This is a genomic window from Paenibacillus antarcticus, from assembly GCF_001637225.1.
In the GTDB taxonomy this organism is placed as follows: domain Bacteria; phylum Bacillota; class Bacilli; order Paenibacillales; family Paenibacillaceae; genus Paenibacillus_AQ; species Paenibacillus_AQ antarcticus.
The window spans coordinates 80,747-98,493 of the sequence record NZ_LVJI01000024.1 but is presented as its reverse complement, the minus strand read 5'-3'; the positions used below and the strand labels follow the sequence as shown (position 1 = coordinate 98,493).

The 17,747-nt window shown below is 41.0% G+C and carries 17 protein-coding genes; 7 read left to right on the top strand and 10 right to left on the bottom strand.

All coding sequences use genetic code 11. The features are described 5' to 3' along the window. Positions 1-115: 115 nt before the first annotated feature. The 7 genes from PBAT_RS16735 to PBAT_RS16705 form a co-directional block, all read right to left on the bottom strand. A complete protein-coding gene (locus tag PBAT_RS16735; RefSeq protein WP_068651044.1) occupies positions 116-508 on the bottom strand; it encodes an FxsA family protein in 393 nt (130 codons plus the stop codon). Between the two features lie 188 nt (positions 509-696). After that, positions 697-2,121 (bottom strand): pyruvate kinase, encoded by a 1,425-nt coding sequence (gene pyk, locus PBAT_RS16730; protein WP_068651043.1) that lies wholly within the window; start codon positions 2,119-2,121, stop codon positions 697-699. A 105-nt stretch (positions 2,122-2,226) separates the two neighbouring features. After that, positions 2,227-3,225, bottom strand: coding sequence for an acetyl-CoA carboxylase carboxyltransferase subunit alpha (locus tag PBAT_RS16725; RefSeq protein ID WP_068651042.1), 999 nt, complete (start codon positions 3,223-3,225; stop codon positions 2,227-2,229). Continuing rightward, the gene (accD, locus tag PBAT_RS16720) at positions 3,226-4,116 is read right to left on the bottom strand and encodes an acetyl-CoA carboxylase, carboxyltransferase subunit beta (RefSeq protein WP_068651041.1); all 891 of its coding nucleotides are present in this window, start codon (positions 4,114-4,116) and stop codon (positions 3,226-3,228) included. Positions 4,117-4,199: 83 nt separating this feature from the next. Then, positions 4,200-4,388, bottom strand: a complete 189-nt coding sequence (locus tag PBAT_RS16715) for a glutamate decarboxylase (RefSeq protein WP_068651040.1) — start codon at positions 4,386-4,388, stop codon at positions 4,200-4,202. Between the two features lie 101 nt (positions 4,389-4,489). After that, a complete protein-coding gene (locus tag PBAT_RS16710) occupies positions 4,490-4,996 on the bottom strand; it encodes a phosphatidylglycerophosphatase A family protein (RefSeq protein ID WP_068651039.1) in 507 nt (168 codons plus the stop codon). A gap of 167 nt (positions 4,997-5,163) precedes the next feature. Continuing rightward, positions 5,164-8,832: a DNA polymerase III subunit alpha gene (locus PBAT_RS16705; protein ID WP_068651038.1), complete on the bottom strand. Its 3,669-nt coding sequence runs from the start codon at positions 8,830-8,832 to the stop codon at positions 5,164-5,166. Between the two features lie 180 nt (positions 8,833-9,012). On the opposite strand from PBAT_RS16705, the gene PBAT_RS16700 reads away from it, so the two are divergent. The 3 genes from PBAT_RS16700 to PBAT_RS16690 all read left to right on the top strand — a co-directional run bounded on the left by PBAT_RS16700 (position 9,013) and on the right by PBAT_RS16690 (position 10,212). Beyond that, a complete protein-coding gene (locus PBAT_RS16700) occupies positions 9,013-9,339 on the top strand; it encodes a YtrH family sporulation protein (protein ID WP_068586991.1) in 327 nt (108 codons plus the stop codon). Between the two features lie 2 nt (positions 9,340-9,341). Continuing rightward, positions 9,342-9,830: a sporulation membrane protein YtrI gene (locus tag PBAT_RS16695; RefSeq protein WP_068651037.1), complete on the top strand. Its 489-nt coding sequence runs from the start codon at positions 9,342-9,344 to the stop codon at positions 9,828-9,830. Between the two features lie 61 nt (positions 9,831-9,891). Next, a complete protein-coding gene (locus tag PBAT_RS16690; RefSeq protein ID WP_068651036.1) occupies positions 9,892-10,212 on the top strand; it encodes a YtpI family protein in 321 nt (106 codons plus the stop codon). Between the two features lie 18 nt (positions 10,213-10,230). Here the strand turns inward: PBAT_RS16690 and PBAT_RS16685 are convergent, their stop codons facing one another. From PBAT_RS16685 to PBAT_RS16675, 3 genes are all read right to left on the bottom strand, one after another. Further along, positions 10,231-11,565 (bottom strand): DRTGG domain-containing protein, encoded by a 1,335-nt coding sequence (locus PBAT_RS16685; protein ID WP_068651035.1) that lies wholly within the window; start codon positions 11,563-11,565, stop codon positions 10,231-10,233. Positions 11,566-11,776: 211 nt separating this feature from the next. Continuing rightward, positions 11,777-12,061, bottom strand: a complete 285-nt coding sequence (locus PBAT_RS16680) for a hypothetical protein (protein ID WP_068651034.1) — start codon at positions 12,059-12,061, stop codon at positions 11,777-11,779. A gap of 197 nt (positions 12,062-12,258) precedes the next feature. Beyond that, positions 12,259-12,606 (bottom strand): YlbF/YmcA family competence regulator, encoded by a 348-nt coding sequence (locus PBAT_RS16675; RefSeq protein ID WP_068651033.1) that lies wholly within the window; start codon positions 12,604-12,606, stop codon positions 12,259-12,261. A gap of 147 nt (positions 12,607-12,753) precedes the next feature. Between PBAT_RS16675 and PBAT_RS16670 the strand changes: the two genes are divergently transcribed. The 4 genes from PBAT_RS16670 to PBAT_RS16655 are packed head-to-tail and all read left to right on the top strand — an operon-like array spanning position 12,754 to position 17,747. Further along, positions 12,754-14,121, top strand: a complete 1,368-nt coding sequence (locus tag PBAT_RS16670) for a YheC/YheD family endospore coat-associated protein (protein ID WP_068651032.1) — start codon at positions 12,754-12,756, stop codon at positions 14,119-14,121. A 13-nt stretch (positions 14,122-14,134) separates the two neighbouring features. Further along, positions 14,135-15,259 (top strand): YheC/YheD family endospore coat-associated protein, encoded by a 1,125-nt coding sequence (locus PBAT_RS16665; protein ID WP_068651031.1) that lies wholly within the window; start codon positions 14,135-14,137, stop codon positions 15,257-15,259. After that, positions 15,256-16,632, top strand: coding sequence for a YheC/YheD family endospore coat-associated protein (locus tag PBAT_RS16660; RefSeq protein WP_068651030.1), 1,377 nt, complete (start codon positions 15,256-15,258; stop codon positions 16,630-16,632). Before PBAT_RS16665 ends, PBAT_RS16660 begins: the two co-directional genes overlap by 4 nt. Before the next feature lie 47 nt (positions 16,633-16,679). Continuing rightward, positions 16,680-17,747, top strand: coding sequence for a YheC/YheD family endospore coat-associated protein (locus PBAT_RS16655; protein WP_068651235.1), 1,068 nt, complete (start codon positions 16,680-16,682; stop codon positions 17,745-17,747).

The window sequence follows — 17,747 nt, the reverse complement described above, 5'->3', positions numbered from 1 at the left end:
CCTTATAACATCATACTGGATTTTGTCTGATATGTGAACATTTACATGCTAACCTATCGCATTAAATTGTTTTATCAGTGTAATAAAGTTATTTTTTTGAAAGCCTTTTCATTCCCTATCTCTTATAAACAGTCATATTTCCATTCTTCATTTTTTTCTGTAACCATCTCAGAATAAAAAGACGATAGAATGGCCGTGTCAACGGAAATATCATTGTGAATCCTACGACATCTGTCACAAAACCAGGTAATACTAAACAAAGTCCCCCAATAAAAATACTTAACCCATCAACTAAGGTTCTCCCTGGAATTTGTCTCATCTGCATTTGCGCACGTGCATCTTCCAATACCTTTCGTCCTTCAAATCGCATCATTACGAAACCTAAGACTGAAGTAAATAAAGTAAGGAGAAATGTGTTCATTCCACCGAATCTTCCGATAACAAAATCAAATACGTATATTTCTATCATTGCAACAATTACGATTAACACAAGAATCCACTTCTTCATACAAAAAAACCTCCCTTAGCACCATGTCTATACTTATAAATCATAGTATACTCACATGCAATTATCCAGTTCAGTCAAATGAGAGCATACAAATATGGAATTTAAATCAAAAAAAATAACGACCCATTCATTTCTAGGTCGTTACTTTGTATATATTACATAAAGCCTCAGCTTATGATTTAAACCAATTAACCTTTATTAATTACGCTCACTTTAATGAGGTTCGTAGAACCTGAACGTCCCAAAGGTACCCCTGCAGTAATTACAACAAGATCGCCTTCAGCAACAAGTCCGGAATCAATTCCGCCTTGAAGTGCATAATCAAACATTTCATCCGTAGTTGACGCTAGTTTACCTTTTACAGGTGTTACTCCCCATGTAAGAGTTAAACGACGCATCGTACGATCTTCAGTTGTTACAGCGACAATAGGAGCTTCTGGACGGTATTTGGAAACGACACGAGCCGTGTGACCTGTCTCAGTTGAAGAAATGATTGCTTTCGCATTCAAATCCAATGCAGAAATAGCAACCGCTTGGCTAATCGCTTCAGTAATCGTTGTTTCTTGAATTGTACTTTGTTTCAAGAATAGTTCACGATAATTTAGAGCAGACTCAGCTTTTTCAGCGATACGTGACATCGTAAGTACAGACTCAACTGGATATTTCCCAGCAGCTGTTTCACCAGATAACATAATCGCATCAGTTCCGTCAAAAATAGCATTCGCTACATCACTTGCTTCAGCGCGAGTTGGACGAGGATTACGTTGCATAGAATCCAACATTTGCGTAGCTGTGATTACAGGTTTACCTGCCCAGTTTGCTTTTTCAATCATCATTTTTTGTACCAATGGTACGTCTTCAGCCGGGATTTCTGTTCCTAGATCTCCACGTGCAACCATCAACCCGTCAGATACTGCAAGAATTTCGTCAAGATTATCAACGCCTTCTTGATTCTCAATTTTGGAGATGATGTTGATATGACCAGCATTATGGCGCTCTAACAATTCACGGATTTCAAGTACATCACTCGCTTTACGAACGAATGAAGCGGCAATAAAATCAATGTCTTGTCCAATTCCGAAAATAATATCGTTAGCGTCTTTCTCTGTGATACCTGGAAGAGAAATACGAACTCCTGGTACGTTAACGCCTTTTTTACTCTTAATTGTACCTCCATTAACAATAAGGCACTTAATTTCTGTTCCTTGAACTTCCACAACCGTCAACCCGATCAATCCATCATCGATTAGAATAGTGGAACCCACTTCAACATCATTTGGAAGGTTATCATACGTAATAGAAATACGGTTCTTGTCTCCCAAGATTTCTTCTGTAGTCAGTGTAATATACTCATCTTGTACAAGTTCAATCGGCTCAACAGCAAGCTTACCTGTACGAATTTCTGGGCCTTTAGTATCTAATAGGATGGCAACAGTCTTGCCTAATTCCTGACATGCTTGGCGAATAACGTTAATTCGATTGCCATGTTCATCAAAATCACCATGGGAAAAGTTCAGACGTGCTACGTTCATACCAGCCAAGATTAATTTTTTGGTATTGTCTAAGGATTCACTTGCCGGACCGATAGTACAAACAATTTTAGTTTTACGCATTATGTTTTCCTCCGTTTTATAAAGATCTCTCTACAACATATCTTTTCAACAACTAAATCTACTACATGAGGAAGGATTTGTATAGGACCTTTATCACTTTAATGATTATCCAATATCTGGGGGCAGTTGAGTGTCAGTAGCTAAAGATCGTTCAAATGTAAATTTACCTATCTTTCTAAACTTCAAATAACGATCTTCTTTTAATTCATTTATATCCATGCCAGATAGTTCTTTTAAATGTCGGCAGAGACTGTCTTTTATATGACTTGCTGTTAAATCATAATCTCGTTGAGCTCCACCTTGCGGCTCAGGGATGATCTCCTCAATGACTTCAAGTTGCAGTAAATCTTGAGCAGTAATCTTCATAGCTTCTGCAGCTTGATCAGCCCGTGTTGCATCTTTCCATAAAATCGAAGCAGCACCATTTGGAGAAATAGCCGAGTAAATGGCGTGTTCCAACATAAGAACTCGATTTCCCACAGCCAAACCCAATGCTCCGCCGCTTCCGCCCTCACCGATAACTACACAAACAACAGGTACACCAAGAATGGACATATCGCGTAAATTACGAGCAATGGCTTCAGCTTGACCTCTCTCCTCTGCAGTATTACCAGGATAAGCTCCTTTAGTATCAATAAAGGTAATAATAGGGCGCTTAAACTTGTCCGCTTGTTTCATGAGTCTGAGTGATTTTCTAAATCCTTCCGGGTGGGAGCTCCCAAAAAAACGTGCAATATTATCTTTGGTGTCCTTGCCTCGTTGCTGTCCTATAACCGTCACTGGCACACCATTTAAGGTCGCTATTCCGCCTACAACGGCGAGATCATCACCAAACAATCGATCACCATGAAGTTCAACAAAATCAGTGAAAATAAGTTGAATTAAATCCAGGGAGGTTGGACGCTGTTGATGTCTTGCAAGATGCATTTTTTGAGGAGCTGATATATTAGAATATATTTCTTCTTCCAACTTGGTATAACGTTCCTCAAGTCTAGAAATTTCATCGGTAAAATCGATACCCTTTTCTAGCCCAAACACTTTCAATTCATCGATTTTTTTGCGCATCTCTATAAGAGGTAATTCAAAAGGCAAATCTGCTGCCATTTAAAATTCCCCCTTTAGTGTATGAAATTCTATGAGCTTAGCAAGCATTCCGCGCATTTCTTTACGGTGAGTCACTAGGTCCAATTGTCCATGTGCCATATTATATTCAGCCGTTTGAAAATCATCCGGTAATTTCTGACGAATTGTCTGTTCAATAACAATTCGACCGGCGAATCCAAATACAGCTCCAGGTTCTGCAATATTTATATCTCCAAGCGTCGCAAAACTTGCGGAAACGCCACCCATGGTTGGATCTGTAATGACAGAAATATATAACCCTCCCTGTTCGTTAAACCGTGCAAGAGCCGCACTTGTCTTAGCCATCTGCATAAGACTAAGAATACTCTCCTGCATTCTCGCACCACCTGAGGTAGAAAAGATAATGAGAGGTAATTTCCGTTGCATAGCGATTTCAATCGCTCGGGTTATTTTCTCCCCAACGACAGATCCCATACTCCCACTGAAGAAATTAAAACTCATTACAGCTACGATAACCGGATTTCCACAAAGCGTACCTTGTCCAGTGATAACCGCTTCTTTTAAACCTGATTTCATCGCTTGCTCTTCTAGCTTAGTAGCATAACCGGGGAACTGCAAAGGATCAATCGATATCATGTCGCTATCGAATTCTTCAAATCCTTCTTCATCCAAAGTCATCTGGATTCGTTCCATAGCATTCAGACGTATATGATATCCACAAGATGTACAAACCTTCAGGTTCTTCTCCAGTTCCTTACTGTACTGAATTGTGCCACACTTGGCACATTTGTTCATTAGTCCTTCCGGAACTTCCCGTCTCGGGCGATCGCCTTCTGGATTGTTGTCCCGTCCCGTACGATCTGAAGGAATGGTCGCGTATTTTCTTTTCTTCTGAAATAAGTCTTTAAACACACCTACACCTCTTCAGCCGTTAATTTGTTGGACGATCTATCCACAAACTTTTATTATACACCATCTACCAATTATATTAAAAGTTAAGGATGTAAAATAGTATTAAGTACTTCCTGAACTTCTTCTAGTTCCCCAGAAGGAACCTGTATTTCATACTGTTGCTTGGACAAATTTACAGGACGGCTTCGAACCAAAAAACCTTCTTCTGTTAATTTGGTCTGAATCATTTCCGCAACCTTGGCGGTAGGTGCGATATATATAACCGTCCACACTTTCGAAAAAGCCCCCTACTCTCAAGTTCTGAGCTCATATAATGAACCCATGATACCATAACTATCTTTTTAATCGCAACAATAGTATTGGATTTAAATGGTTACGAACGTTCTATATCCGATGGAATGGAATAGTTCTTAGCTCCCTCGTACCGGTGGGCGATTCTTGCTGAGGCAGCAGCAGCTAAACCTGCAACTAAGTCATCTAGAAATACATGAATAGCACTTTTATTGTTATTTAACTTCTCTATAATTCCTTTTTTCTCTTTGTCGAGGTATCCAAAACTCGTCAATCCAATCATGCCATATACACTTGTTATTCCAAGTGCCATTGTCTCATCTACACCATATAGAGGTTCATCAGCTTCCATAATGGATTGCAAAGGCTGAGGAAGTAATTTCTGTTCTGCCAACTCATCGAGAGCGATACCTGTATACAATGCATATTGAACTTCTCTCTTATTCAACACAGCCGTAACACTATTCACGCATTCTTCCATCGTTAATTGAGGATGGTAGGGTAATTGCAATTCATAGACAATTTCTGCAATATCTTCAATACAAACCCCTCGACGCTTAAGTATAGAACTCACAATTTCAAATGACATCATTATTCCTCCCGCATACCTGTTAACTAACCGAAGCAATCACATTTTGTCTTTGTTTGCTAAGGTTGAATTCTTAGATGTTCCTAAGTGTATGCAGGAGGTATTCGAAAAGTTCGTCATTTACAATTAAATACAATACGATTCATATATTTAGGAGCCTATTAAGTTTATTTAATACGGACTGTTCCTGAACCCAACATTTGTTCCATTTCTTCAAACAGCCCTGGTGAGGGCTTAATTCGATAATGGTCGCTTAATGCGAGCAATTTCTGACTTTGCTCATAAAAAAGTACGGTGGCTACCGATCCCGGATGTTTTTGGAGCAATTCCTTTAAGCGGATCAATAACTGAGCATTCTCGGCATGCGTACTAATCTTCACGAACACACGCTGCTCATTCGCACGCTTCAAGCGGTCTTTCTCAATCGAACTGTCCTTATGAACTTCTAATGAATTATCTGAATGTGGAGCACCCGATTGGTGCACGATATCCGCCTTCGCTACTGTAGACGGTGATCTTAGACTCTTAACCGGCGACGCCTTTCGTCCTATAGGTTTCTCGATGCTTGTTCGAGCATTATTCTTACGCTTAACCAACTGTTCCAGCCCCGTATTATCTAAAGGTACAACTTCCTCTGCGAGTAGCTTAAATCCTTCATCCTGTTGTTGTACTTTCGCTCTCAAGGCAAGTAATGCCCCTTTCTCAATATAGGAAGAGCTACGTTTCCAAACCTCAGGGAATAAGACAACCTCACAGCGCTCTATTTGATCCTCACACTCCATGAATGCCATAGCCTTCCCTTGCTTAGTCATGATCGTTTTGATTGAAACAACCATACCTACAACAACGGAGAGGGTGTCATCTGGTAGTTCACCGAGATCCATTAACCGATCAACGCCTGATGTCTGATCTAGCAGATCCTCATAATCGTCAAGCGGATGCCCCGAAAGATACAATCCGAGTAGTTCTCGTTCTAATTCTAATTGCTGACCTATCGTATAGGGTGATATGTCTGGATAAGCAATGTCCCAATTCGCACTTTCTACGAAATCAAACATTTGAATTTGTAAATCATCACGATCCTTACGCCACTTTAATGCAGCTTCAACCGTCTCATCTAACATCGCTAGCAATTGAGCTCGATGCCCAGGTAGCGAATCAAAGGCACCCGCTTGAATAAGTGATTCAATAACTCTTTTGTTACATACTCTAAGGTCGATACGTCTACAGAAATCAAGAAGACTCTCAAATGGCTTGTCTTGTCTAATTATCATCATATTCTCAACAGCTTGAGTACCTACATTCTTTACCGCACCTAATCCGAATCGGATATGGCCATAACCTACTTGCTCTTCAGAAATATCCTCATGTGCCACTGTCGGTACAGGCGTAAACAGCACACCGCTTTCATTTACATCAGGTGATAATACACCTATATTCATCCGACGGCACTCTAGCACGTATTCTGCTACCTTCCGATGATTACCCATGACGGCTGTCAACATGGATGCCATAAATTGTACAGGGTAATGTGCTTTTAGATATGCGGTTTGGAACGCAAGTACACCATATGCTGTCGCATGTGCTCGTGGAAACCCATAATCTGCGAAACGCACGATCATATCATAGACCTTATTAGCTTCTTGTTCTGTATATCCTTGTTTCGAGCTTCCTTCCACGAAATGACTTCTTTCGCGGTCCAGCACTTCCCGCTTTTTCTTAGAAACTGCACGTCGTAACAAGTCTGACTCACCTAAGGAAAATCCAGCCATTGTCGATGCAATCTTCATAATCTGCTCTTGGTATACAATAATACCGTACGTATCTTTTAGAATGGATTCCAAATCTTCATGGGGATATTCCACTTCTAACAAACCATGCTTCGCTTGAATGAATTTAGGGATGAACTCCATCGGGCCCGGACGATAAAGCGCAAGAACAGAGATAATATCTTCAAACACTGAGGGTTTCAAATCCTTCAATACACGTCTGACGCCAGCTGATTCCATTTGGAACACACCCGTTGTATCCCCGTGCCCAAGCATGTCGTAAGTCTTTGTATCATGATCTGGTATTTGATCGAAATCAGGTATATTCCCCGTCATTTCCCCTATCCATTTCATTGTACGCTCTATGATGGAGAGCGTTCTAAGTCCAAGAAAGTCCATCTTTAACAGGCCGATGCTTTCCAGATGTTCCATTGAATACTGTGTGAGCGCTGTCTTCTCACTACCCTCCTGCAAAGGTACAACATCAGTCAGGGAATCGCGAGAAATGACGACACCGGCAGCATGCGTTGACGAATGTCGTGGCATGCCTTCGACTTTCATTGCCATATCCAACATTTCTCGTATCTTACCGCCAGCATCATACAATTTCTTCAGTTCTTCGCTGACTTCCATAGCTCGATCTATATGAATCCCTAGTTGGTTAGGAATAAGTTTAGCGGCCTTATCAACATCACCAAAGGGAACATTTAATGCTCTACCTACATCCCTCACGGCAGCTCTAGCAGCCATCGTTCCAAACGTAATGATCTGTGCAACATGCTCACGACCATACTTATCTACCACATATTCAATGACTTCATCCCGACGTTCATCACTGAAGTCGATATCTATATCAGGCATGGTTATTCGTTCAGGATTTAAGAATCGCTCAAAGAGCAAATGATACTTCATTGGGTCCACATTCGTAATCTGTAACACGTACGCCACGATACTTCCTGCAGAAGATCCACGCCCAGGTCCAACTGCAATGCCTTGTCTATGAGAGTAAGCAATAAAGTCCCACACGATAAGGAAATAGTCAGCAAAACCCATACTCCCAATAACCCCTAGTTCATAGGAAAGCCTTTCTTCTAGTTCTCTTCTAGCTTCCGTATCGTGCCACCTATCTGTCCTCTCATACCTGGATATTAGACCTTTTGAACACAATTCGTGTAAATACTGCTCAGAAGTCACCCCAACAGGAAGAGGGCTGTACTGAGGCAGTATAGAACGATCGAATTCAAGCTCTAGATGACACTTATCAGCGATAACAGCTGTGTTGAGAATGGCTTCTTCAACATGAGGAAATAAGCGTGCCATTTCCTCCCCATTTTTGAAATATAACTGGTCTGTTGGGATACGCAGCCTTTGCTCATCATCTACCGTCTTTCCTGTTCCGATGCAGATAAGCACATCTTGTACCTCGGCATCCTCACGCTGAAGATAATGAACATCGTTTGTCGCTACCAATGGAATGCCTGTTTCCTCACTAAGCTGAATCAGCTGGGGATTAACTCTTTTCTGTTCAGATATCCCATGATCCTGTAATTCCAAATAGAAATCATCACCAAAAATCTCTTGATATCTCAAAGCAGCCTTTCGAGCCTCTTCATATCGACCATGTAATAAATGTTGCGGAACCTCCCCACCTAAACATGCACTTAGGCAAATAATTCCTTCGTTATGCGTTCGAAGTGATTCTAAATCTATTCTTGGTTTATAGTGAAAGCCCTCCAAATGTCCAATGGAGCAGAGCTTCATTAGATTTCGGTAGCCTACTTCGTTCTTAGCTAGCAGAATTAAATGATAGATCGGCTGATCCTTACGACTGCCTCTCTCCTTACGTGACCCTGAAGTGAAGTAAGCTTCACAGCCAATAATGGGCTTAATACCTTTACTTTTACATGCCTTATAGAACGGAACTGCACCGTACATAACCCCATGGTCTGTTAAAGCCAACGACTTCATTCCTAAATCAGCAGCCTGTTGCACGAGATCCGTTATACGTGCGGCTCCGTCCAGGAGGCTAAATTCACTATGAACATGTAGATGCACAAATGAAGCCATGTCCGCCCTCCCTTTCACCGCAAGTTCTTTTTTTAGAAAGTTCTTTCTCTTATTTTATCATATTACCTTAGGGAACGCCCATAGAATGGATTATAGCAAGGAGAATCGGATTTGATATATGAATAGAAGAAGCGGACAAGCGTTATTTCGAAACGATTGTTCAAGAAAGGGGATAAATACATGAGTACTTTCTTATCAAAAGCCATTTTGGATTTCTGTATCGCCTTCGGCATTGTACTCGGAGGTGCGATGGTCGGAGGTATAGGGGCTGTTATTTCCTTACAGCCACCTACACAAACGATGCTTGATATCGCAGATAGAATAAAGATTTGGGCGCTCGCAGCAGCTGTAGGTGGAACCATTGACCCCATGCGTGTCATAGAAAGTAACTTCTTTGGTGGCAATTTATCACCCGCGATCAAACAAATTCTATTTCTCGTGTTTGCCTTCTTAGGTGCACATGCTGGCAGTGAATTAGTCAAATGGGTATGCGCTGGTAGGAAATAATCATGCGAATTCCTTCAATTACTCGTATCCTCGCCTTCTCAAAGACCACTTCTCTCATTGTACTAGGCATGGTTCTAGGCAGCATTGTTTATAATGCTATATTTCATGCTAGTTACAACCAATTATGGCAGGAAAACCAAGATCTCAAAATCCAAAAGAACCAATTCGAAGATGATATCAAAACATTGAAGAAATATAGTAAGCAACAAACCGTCATTAAAGAGATTAAACTACGTGCTGAACAACAAGATCCACCACTCGACTCCATCATTGTAAAGGAAATTCTCGTTCAAGTAGGTGATGACCTCGAAGTACTTCGAGGTCGAAGTGTGTATGAAATAGATACGGATAGTAAAATTGCTAGAACACTGCTAGACCGAAAAATATATACAGTACGAGAGAAAAACTATGCTATTCAGATCAAAACGATGCTTGTCTCCGAGAGTGTATTGCAAATTTGGATATCCATTAAGAATCCTCCTGTGCGTTAACAAGTTATTCATGATACAATACAAGCAAATTTGTCATTTGCTTAAGGAGTGAAGAGTGGTCATGATTACTGTTATTAAATACATTCTGTTTGTACTATTGGTTGTAACTTGTATTACCTCTGCTTATTACAGCATACGTTCACACCGTTCTTCCAATCCAACGGATAGAGGACTTTATGGCGCTACTACGAATATATTAATGGGTATCATGCTCATGTTAATGTCCATTGTCTTCATGTTCATCTTCCGTGGATCTACACTATCGATCGTTGTGGAAGCGTTATTCCTAGTCCTTGGTGCGTTCAATATGTTCGCCGGACTACGTAATCGGAAATATTATGTCTACCAAAGAAGTCAGATCATCATGAATAACACTAAATAACAACAACTATAAATTCCCTTACCCATGTTCAATAGACTGTAAGGTCATAACCGCTTTGGAGACTAGTGTGTCCTCGTGAGTCATTTCAATCTCTATTTTACAAGTTCTGCGACTCATTTCTAGCAGCTTTGGCATAATCACGATCTGGTCTTCAATCTGGACAGGTCGTAAGAAGTAGGTAGACATGTTATCCAACACATAATCATTTCCCGAAATATCTTTCGTAGATTTAAAAGCAGCTTGCGTCATCACTGTGGCTAACACTCCCTCAGAAATTGTACCCAAATCAGTCGCCATTTGAGGGGTAATAAATCCATGGAAAAATAACCGACCTTCTTGGTCGCGTTCCTCAGCAATTCCATTCCATATCAAATGATCGAACGTCTCTCCAAGCTGTGGCTGGTGCTGTGCATCTCTCATGGCTTGTAGTACTTCTTTACGATTAACCGTAGCGATAAGTTTGCGATTACGATCCACAATAGGTAAGAAATCGATTCCCTCCCACATCATGTGTTGTGCAGCAGATGCAAGGGATGTCTGTAAACTCGTTGTTATCGGATTACGGATAAGCACTTTCTCGATACTCTGATCGTCAGATAAACACACCGTGTCTTTTATATTAACAATACCTATTACGCGATTCCATTCATCCGTGACAGCATACCTCGGTTCTCCAGATTGCGCCGCAAGTTCTCTACATTCCTGTGCAGTACTCGTTATCTTGAGAGCGTAAAGCTTTGGTTTCGTTGCGACAATATCTTCAACAATCATGATCTTCTTCTTAATTAATCGATCAAAGATGGCCCGATTGATCATCGAAGCAACTGTAAATGTATCATGACGTGAAGAAAAGATAGGTAGGTTGAGTTCATCCGCTAAATTCTTGACATCACGGCTGATACCAAATCCACCCGTAATCAGTACACCCGCACCATGTTCAAGCGCCAGAGAATGAGCATCATCCCGATTACCCACAATGAGTAAACTCCCAGCATCAATATACCTCGCCATGGCATCAATCTTCATCGCACCAATCACATACTTATGAAGATTCTTTTGAAGCCCTTCAGCCCCACCCAATACATGACCTTCCACGATATCTACGACATCAGAGAACGTTAACTGATCTGATATATTACGTGGTTTCTTCTCTATTCGAATTGTACCCATTCGTTCCTTCGTGATGACAATTCCTAAATTCTCAGCTTCCTTAACTGCACGATAGGCCGTTCCCTCGCTAACCCCCATTTCCTTCGCTAGCTTACGAACCGATATCTTCGTTCCTACCTTTAGTCCTTCTATATATTGGAGCAAAAATTCATGTTTGGTAACTGTCTCATCTCTATTCTCCAACTGTTACACCCCCATACTCAAATCTGTACTATACTGTACCTATTATATCACGGAATTTCTTTAATATACTATATTTTAAGTAAGCCATTACCATGTTTGAAAGGGTTAGATGCCATTTCTATTACACACACAAAAGCCCCAAGATTCATTTGAAGAATCTTAGGGCTTTTAGTAAAACACGAGAGTAATACTATGAACAAAACTTAAGCATCTACAAGCCCTCGCTTCTTTCCGACTCTTCCGACAATTTCAATTGCCACTGCTGAAGCTTACGTTGTCTCACACGCTCAAGTGCCTTCTTTTTCTCTTCATCCACACCCAAAATAACATGCCAATGGGCGGCGATGACGAGAAATGAGAATGAAACCCATACCACGCTGAATAATGATATCCAGCCATTTCCGCCTTTGAAGGAAATGCTAGGTATCGCATAGATTAACATCGCTAATGCAATTAACATGAACATGAAATGCTTGAATTTTGTTCTCTTTCTCATCCTTATAAGCAACTCCTTCAATTCGAATCTATATTTCTATTCTATGAAGATAGCAGATGAAATATGAGAACAAATTGCGAGAGTTGCAAAAAGAAACGGATACACCGCCCTTAAGGACGAATATCCGTCTCTTCGGAAATATAAGAAGTAGCGTATCAAGTGAAACTTATACTTTCTTATATTTAAAAGAAAACAAATTACATATTGGAACCACCATATAAATCCTGGAGACTCTCAGAGATTATTTTATTAACATCTTCAATGATGATGCTTAATCTACGCTCAGCATCGAATAAACGACGGATATTTAGGTTTAAGCTGAGAACTTCAAACAGCTTTTCCATTTTCTCCATTTCCTCAGGTGAAGGCATATCTCCTGTCATCATTTGTTGCTGAAGATCCATTTGACGCTTGCGAAAATCCTCTAACATTTCCTTTCCCTCAGGGTCCTTGTCAATGAGGGTCATAGCCGCATTAATCTCTTGTACCTCTTCGCTTTCTTTGAGGGCTTTCGCTAATTCATGTGTCTTGTCATAAATGTTCATTATTTATTCCTCCTTTAAAATTACTCTCCCATTCTGAAAAATGGTCAATCACCAAGGGATATATGTCCTCATATGATGAATTACATGCAATATGCACAGTCCAAATATGACTCAAGACATCAAGTTGTTGTTGGAAGGAGATCCACGATGTCCACAAAAAAGATATCGGTCCAACTATTCAAACCGGGCATTGTGCAGGCGAACGCAATCATGTTAGGTGAGAAGCTCGTTAAACTGTGGAAAATACCCACAGATCGCCCTCTTCAATTGACGTTTGGTTCTTTCAAACAGGATATCAACGTCATCCCGGTACCAAAGTATAGCGGCTTACGAATCAGTGCAGCGTTATCAAGGCAGATGGGACTGTCCTCTCGCCCGGAATTAAAAATCCATTATCATGCCGGAAGCCGGACACTTCGATTAGGACCTCTGATTGGTATCATGATCAGCCGCGATCATCCTAACATGCCTGACAATCCGTTTGGTTCCATCTCACTGTTCTGTCGTGAACTTGTAAATGCCTGCCAAAAGCAAGGGGCACATGTTTACTTTTTCACCCCAGAGCATATCACATCTAGCACCAACACAATTCAAGGCTGGATCTATGACGGAGGCTGGCGTTTGACTCAAATGCCAATCGCAGATGTCATTAATAATCGTTTGACATCGCGAAAAATGGAGAATAATCCAAGCGTACAGCATTTTATGAAGGAAGTAAAATCCTTGTACGGCAGTCACATTTTCAATGAAAAGTTTCTCGACAAAACCGAAGTGTTCGATGCATTGAAAAAGGAGACAAATCTCCAGCGTTACATGCCTGAGTCTCACTTATTGAATGGCTATGCCATTCTGAAAAAGATGTGTACGACGCATTCTGTTGTATTCCTTAAACCCATCAGAGGTAGTCTTGGTAAGGGGATCATTCGTATCACTAAGCAATCCGATGGCACCTTCCATACGTTATCCACTATCATGGGTGGGACGCAAAAGAAAATATATGCTACTCTTCCCAAGTTATTCACAAGTATCTCAGGAAAAATGAAAAGTACACGTTATCAAATTCAACAAGGTTTGACGCTTATTGATCATGGTAAACACCCTGTAGATTTTCGTTCATTAGTTCAAAAAAATGCTACTGGACAGTGGAGTGTGACATCCATTGTGGCACGAATTGCTGGTGGGAATCACTTCGTATCTAACTTGGCTCGTGGTGGTAGCCTTAGTACGGTAAAGGACGCTGTCCTTAAAAGTAGTATGCCATTAGCTTCCAAGAATACGGCTCACTCCAATCTCAAATTGGCATCCATGCAAATTGCAAAAGGACTTGATAATGCCATCCCTGCTCATTTCGGTGAATTAGGGATAGATCTAGCCATGGATAATACTGGCCGGATTTGGCTACTCGAGGTAAACTCTAAGCCTTCCAAGAATGACAACACACCACTTAATGAGCAAAAGATAAGACCATCCGTCAGACAGATTGTTCAATATTCTTGCTTTTTGTCTGGCTTTTAAGGGGCGGTTCACCATGACTCCTCATCCAATCGGCTCCCTAGGTATATTGTGTAGTACCAGACGAGGAAGTCCTCCGTTCTCGGAGCAACATTACTGCCGTACCTTGAGTCAAGCAAGTTCCAAATATGGAATTTCTGTCGTTGTCCTATGTCCTCAAACCATTCAGTATGATTCTCAAGTCGTTCACGGCTATATTCTCAAAGAGGATGGTTGGAAGGAAACGATCATTCCCATGCCTGACATTATCTATGATCGCTGTTTTGATCTAAAAGGAAGAGAACGTAATGCAGCATCTAAGCTACTTACTTCTTATAAGCAACAGAAATCATGGATGATATGGGCAAGGGGATTACCAGGGAAATGGAACGTATATAACAAGCTAAAAGATGAACCTACACTAAAACCCTACCTTCCGCCTACTGCTTCCTACTCAGGACCTGAATCTCTAACCAAAAGCTTACTCACTTTTCAAAAGCAGGTATTTCTTAAACCTCAAGCAGGTTCACAGGGAAAATCAACTCTTCATATACACATGCTGAATAATTCTAACGCATTAATAATTAACGGTCGAGATCATCAAAACAACCCAATTACCCAACGTTTTGACAAACACTCCAAGGGTCTAGCATGGATTCATCAATTTATTCATCATCGACCATTTATCATCCAACCATATTTACATTTATACAACAAAAAAGAGCATCCCTATGATATACGTGTTCTCATGCAAAAGAACGGTGAGGGACGTTGGACGCTCACAGGGATGGCTGTACGAAAAGGATATATTGGGGGAACCACCTCCAATTTGCACGGCGGAGGAACAGCAACTTCGGTCCTACCATTCTTGACTTGGGAATTCGGAGCTACTCCAGCTGAACATATGATGGCTGTTCTTCATAACCTGTCGAAGGATATTCCATCGATACTAGAGAGCCATTTCGGTCGGCTGGGTGAACTTGGAATCGATTATGGTATCGATACGTTAGGGCATATTTGGCTGCTTGAAGTGAACTCCAAACCGGGACGCAGCTCATTTAATCATATTGAGGACCCGACAAGCGCAATTCTCGCAGCAGAGAATCCACTCCGCTACGCTCGTTATTTATTGCTTCGACAACCTAGGAGGGTATATTCATGAGTTTGACTTTTTGCAATGTTCATTTCTCGAAACAACCTGAGAAAGTCGCCTATATTTCCAATACACTAATGAAGAACCTCAAACTGTCCGGCAAAAAAAATATACACCTTCGCTTTGGGAATGATGTCGTTCCTGCAAGCATTAAAACAATCAAAAAAACAGGGAGCCACCTCTATTTAAGTTCCGGAATCCGAAATACCATTCATGTTCCCCAAGCCGGAGGAGTTTATCTTCGTAATCTTCAAGAGAATGAATTTCAACTTGGACCGCTGATTGGTATCCTATCTGATGGACCGACAAACTCTACCACACAACCTTTTAGTTCAAGAACAGGCTTTATTAAACAACTCCTTAAAGAAGGTAGTAAGAAAGCTTACATCTTTGCATTTTCACCCAAGGATATCAATTGGCAGCAAGAAACCGTTCGAGGACATTTTCTTGCTGAAAATGGTACTTTTACGCGTAAAACGGTTCCACTACCGGATGTAGTATACAACAGACTTCCGAGTCGTAAAGAAGAGACTTCCCCTGCTATGAACCAATTACGAGAACGCTTTGGCCGTAGAAAAATCCCTTTCTTTAACTGGAGTTTTTTCAACAAATCAGATATCTATAAACTTATTGAGAATGATAACAGCGTCAATCGTTACGTACCTGAATCTCATATGAATCCAACTACAGAGGTCCTAAATGACATGCTCGAGCGGCATCAATTTGTTTATTACAAACCCTCGGGTGGTAGTCTAGGAAAAGGGATTTATCGCATGACTTATTTACCTAAACGTGGCTATTTCGCACGTTATCGCAAGAACACAGAGAATGTTCTACTTCGCTTTAATAATTTCAAGAGCCTCATGCGTATGTTGAATACAAAACATGGTCGAACACTACACGGGTATGTCATTCAGCAAGGAATCCGGTTGATTGAAATTGACAATTGTCCTATCGATTTCCGCTTTCATATGCATAAAAACGGTAGTAATCAATGGGTTGTCGTTGGCATTGGGGCTAAAAAAGCGGGACGTGGTAGTGTCACCACACACTTAAAGAACGGCGGTTCTCTCATGACCCCGGAACAAGCACTGAGTCGTAGCTTTGGTGCGCGTTCCGATGAAGTGCTTAAGCAAGCCAAACATGTTGCTATTTCTCTTGCCGAAGCGATTGAATTCCATCACCCCCATTTGCTCGGTGAGATCGGGTTCGATCTAGGTATTGATCAAGATGAGAAAATTTGGATGTTTGAAGCCAATGCCAAACCTGGAAGAACGATATTTAACCATCCTTCCCTGAAGAATGAAGGAAAAGCCTCGGTAGAACATATTCTGGAACATTGCTTATATCTAAGCAAGTTCCGTAGGAGGATAAACCAGTGAACGGCCGAGGTTTTGAGGAAATAAAACCGGTCGTTGCCATATTGACCATGGATTCCACAAATGGTTTTCGAGGCAATCGCGATAATTTTGTGGATATTGTCCGAACAGGGAAAGATATGGGCTTCCTTGTTTATGTGGTCACTATTCGTGATTTGAAGTTTACTTCTCCCACCGTCAAAGGATACTCATTAAATAGCAGTAACGACGGATGGGAAACACATCAATTCCCACTACCTCAAGTCATCTACAATCGAATTCCTCTACGTGAAGATGAGGAGAAACCTTGGGTTCATCGTAAAATAATGACCTGTTTACAACATCCAAACATCCAGTTCTATAATCCTTATTTCTTTAATAAATGGCATCTATTCGAATGGCTCAAGGTTTCAAAATCCACGGATTATCTGATTCCTCAAACGAAACGTATGGATGGAGTTATCTCACTCGCAAGACTTCTTGATAAACATCCCTATCTTTATTTGAAACCAGAAAGCGGAAAAGCGGGCAAAGGCATCATGATGTTGAAGTACAAAAAAAATAAAATCATCCCCTATAGACTAAAGATTCAAAATGATAGATCAAGTATCACATATAAATCCACTAGTCTGAGAAGGCTCTGGGTTCGTATCAATAAGGAAACGGGTCATTCTCCCTATATTATTCAACAAGGAATTGCGCTCGCAACGGTGGATCATCGTCCTTTCGATCTACGCATTCTAGTTCAAAAAACCGCAAAAGGGCATTGGGGAGTCACTGGCGTAGGGGCTCGAATGGCTGGTTTAAAGAGCATAACAACACATGTACCACGTGGAGGAACGATTGAAAGCCCATCTAAACTACTCTCAACACTCTTTGGAGCTGATATGTCCTCAAGCATGATGAGTCGAATTAGAACCACCGCCTTAATTATTGCTCGTCAGATTGAAAAAGGGTCTGGGTTCACATTAGGTGAAATGTCCATGGATCTCGGTATTGACGCTTTAGGTAAACTGTGGTTTTTTGAAGCTAATGCGCGACCAATGAAGTTCGATGAGCCTCATATTCGAAGAAAATCGTTAGAGCGAATATTTGAGTATAGCCAATATCTAGCTCGTAAGAACAACCAATATAATTAA